We start from the raw sequence: 3,253 nt of genomic DNA on the forward strand, positions 1-3,253 counted from the left end.
ATAAAAAAACCCCCGACTCCATTGAGGAGACGGGGGTTTTTCGGTGTAGGGGCCTGGCGATGACCTACTCTCGCACGACAGCGTGGTCGCACTACCATCGGCGCTGAGCGGTTTCACTGCCGAGTTCGGCATGGGATCGGGTGGTTCCCGCTCGCTATGGTCGCCAGGCAAAGCGGTGTGGCGTTTGGGCCACTTGTGTCTGGGAAGTTGCCGTCACGCGCTTACGGCATGTCGGTGCTCAATCCGCTTGGGTGTTATATGGCCAAGCCTCACGGGCCATTAGTACGGGTTAGCTTAATGCATTGCTGCACTTCCACACCCCGCCTATCAACGTCCTCGTCTTGGACGGCCCTTCAGGGACCTCGCGGGTCCAGGGAGACCTGATCTTGAGGCGGGCTTCCCGCTTAGATGCTTTCAGCGGTTATCCCTTCCATACGTAGCTACCCGGCTGTGCCACTGGCGTGACAACCGGACCACCAGCGGTATGTCCACTCCGGTCCTCTCGTACTAGGAGTAGAGCCTCTCAAGTCTCCGACGCCCACGGCAGATAGGGACCGAACTGTCTCACGACGTTCTAAACCCAGCTCGCGTACCACTTTAAACGGCGAACAGCCGTACCCTTGGGACCTGCTACAGCCCCAGGATGTGATGAGCCGACATCGAGGTGCCAAACTCCTCCGTCGATGTGGACTCTTGGGAGGAATCAGCCTGTTATCCCCGGAGTACCTTTTATCCGTTGAGCGATGGTCCTTCCATACAGAACCACCGGATCACTAAGGCCGGCTTTCGCCCCTGCTCGACTTGTAGGTCTCGCAGTCAAGCACCCTTCTGCCTTTACACGCACTGCGCGATTTCCGACCGCGCTGAGGGTACCTTCGCGCTCCTCCGTTACTCTTTGGGAGGAGACCGCCCCAGTCAAACTACCTACCACGCACGGTCCCCGACCCGGATCACGGGCCCAGGTTAGAACCCCAAACATGCAAGGGTGGTATCTCAAGGATGGCTCCACGGGAGCTAGCGCTCCCGCTTCATAGCCTCCCACCTATCCTGCACAAGCATGCTCGAGGTCCAGTGCGAAGCTGTAGTAAAGGTTCACGGGGTCTTTCCGTCTTGCCGCGGGTACACAGCATCTTCACTGCGATTTCAATTTCACTGAGTCCCGGATGGAGACAGTGGGGCCATCGTTACGCCATTCGTGCAGGTCGGAACTTACCCGACAAGGAATTTCGCTACCTTAGGACCGTTATAGTTACGGCCGCCGTTTACCGGGGCTTCGATCAAGAGCTTCGCCCCAAAGGGCTAACCCCATCACTTAACCTTCCGGCACCGGGCAGGCGTCACACCCTATACATCCTCTTGCGAGTTAGCAGAGTGCTGTGTTTTTAGTAAACAGTCGCAGCCCCCTGGTCACTGCGGCCCCCCTCTGCTCCGCCCGCAAAGGGCTTCACATAACGGAGGCGCACCTTCTCCCGAAGTTACGGTGCCATTTTGCCGAATTCCTTCACCCGGGTTCTCTCAGGCGCCTTGGGATTCTCACCCTGCCCACCTGTGTTGGTTATCGGTACGGTCTCTTGCTGCCTGAAGCTTAGAGGCTTTTCTAGGAAGCCTGGCATCGGTCACTTCCGCTCCGTAGAGCGTCGTGTTCGCGTCTCGGCGTATGAGCCCCCGGATTTGCCTAAGGGCTCCGCCTACACGCTTAAACCGGGACATCCGTCACCCGGATGACCTAGCCTTCTTCGTCACCCCATCGCAGCAACAAGAGGCACGGGAATATTAACCCGTTTCCCATCGGCTACGCCTTTCGGCCTCGCCTTAGGGGCCGGCTAACCCTGCGTCGACTAGCGTTGCGCAGGAAACCTTGGGCTTTCGGCGAGCGGGATTTTCACCCGCTTTATCGTTACTCATGTCAGCATTCGCACTTCCGATACCTCCAGAGGCCCTCACGGGTCCTCCTTCAGCGGCGTACGGAACGCTCCCCTACCATGCTCAAAAGAGCATCCGCAGCTTCGGCGCGTGGCTTGAGCCCCGTTGAATCTTCCGCGCAGGCCGACTAGACCAGTGAGCTATTACGCTTTCTTTAAAGGGTGGCTGCTTCTAAGCCAACCTCCTGGGTGTCTCTGCCTTCCCACATCGTTAACCACTTAGCCACGACTTGGGGGCCTTAGCTGGCGGTCTGGGCTGTTTCCCTCTCGACGACGGACCTTATCACCCGCCGTCTGTCTCCCGTGATTGCACTTCCCGGTATTCGGAGTTTGCCTCGGTTTGGTAAGGCACGGATGCCCCCCTAGCCGAAACAGTGCTCTACCCCCGGGAGTGAGACACGAGGCGCTACCTAAATAGCTTTCGGGGAGAACCAGCTATCTCCGAGCTTGTTTAGCCTTTCACTCCGACCCACAGCTCATCCCCTAGCTTTTCAACGCTAGTGGGTTCGGGCCTCCAGCAGGTGTTACCCCGCCTTCACCCTGGCCATGGGTAGCTCGCTCGGTTTCGGGTCTACTCCCAGCGACTGAACGCCCATTTAAGACTCGGTTTCCCTACGGCTCCCCTAAACGGTTAACCTCGCCACTGAAAGTAAGTCGCTGACCCATTATACAAAAGGTACGCGGTCACCCGGACGCACCGGGCTCCCACTGCTTGTACGCATACGGTTTCAGGTTCTATTTCACTCCCCTCACCGGGGTTCTTTTCGCCTTTCCCTCACGGTACTGGTCCACTATCGGCCGGCAGGGAGTATTTAGCCTTGGAGGATGGTCCCCCCATCTTCAGACGGGATAACACGTGTCCCGCCCTACTCGATTTCACGATCAGCGCCCTTTCGTGTACAGGGCTGTCACCTTCTATGGCCGGACTTTCCAGACCGCTCCACTAGAACACTGACCACTTAAGGGCTAGTCCCCGTTCGCTCGTCACTACTAAGGGAATCTCGGTTGATTTCTTTTCCTCCGGTTACTTAGATATTTCAGTTCACCGGGTTCGCCTCGTACGCCTATGAATTCAGCGCACGATGACCACCTGACGGTGGCCGGGTTGCCCCATTCGGAAATCCCCGGATCGAAGCCCGTTTGCCGGCTCCCCGAGGCTTATCGCAGGCTACCACGTCCTTCATCGCCTCCTGCCGCCTAGGCATCCACCGTATGCGCTTAACCGCTTGGCCATATAACCCCAAACAGACTGGAGCTATACCGCGGTCAATAACACGCGAATGCGACATGCCATATGCTGTGTACGGCAACTTCCCAAATTGTTAAAGAAC

The 3,253-nt window shown here is 57.6% G+C and carries 2 rRNA genes; both read right to left on the reverse strand.

From position 1 onward, the window contains the following. Window positions 1–51: 51 nt before the first annotated feature. Window positions 52–168 (reverse strand): 5S ribosomal RNA (gene rrf, locus LRG07_RS13480). Between the two features lie 90 nt (window positions 169–258). Next, window positions 259–3,154: ribosomal RNA gene (locus LRG07_RS13485) — 23S ribosomal RNA — on the reverse strand. Window positions 3,155–3,253: the final 99 nt, after the last annotated feature.

The sequence above is a fragment of the Halorhodospira sp. 9622 genome, assembly GCF_022228025.1.
GTDB classification, from domain to species: Bacteria; Pseudomonadota; Gammaproteobacteria; order Nitrococcales; family Halorhodospiraceae; genus Halorhodospira; species Halorhodospira halophila_A.